Source organism: Mesorhizobium sp. M4B.F.Ca.ET.143.01.1.1 (assembly GCF_004792275.1).
Classification (GTDB): Bacteria; Pseudomonadota; Alphaproteobacteria; order Rhizobiales; family Rhizobiaceae; genus Mesorhizobium; species Mesorhizobium abyssinicae.
In genome coordinates, this window is sequence record NZ_SRSR01000370.1 from 1 (window position 1) to 281 (window position 281).

Annotated in this window: 1 pseudogene; it reads right to left on the reverse strand. The window is 66.9% G+C overall.

Features of this window, described 5'->3' with window-relative positions:
• Window positions 1-281: pseudogene (locus tag EN786_RS37400) on the reverse strand (peptidase); the annotation flags it as partial.

Genomic DNA, 281 nt, shown 5'->3' on the forward strand with positions numbered 1-281 from the left:
GCCGGCAGCTCCCGCCTCGGCAAGCTGCGGCAGGTCGACGGCAAGCCCGGCATTCATCAGCAGATCGACCTGGACACCGTCCCTGGTCGTCGACGGCTTCTTGCGCAGCTCGCGGTAGACCTCCTGCCGGCGCGCCCGGAACCGCACCTTTTCGGCATAGGCGGCTTCGAGATCGGACTGCGGGCGAAGGTGGATGAAGCCTTCCTCGCCATCGACGATGATGGCGTCGCCGTTTTCCGCCATGGAAACGGCGCCCTTCATCTGGCCGGCAACCGGGATGC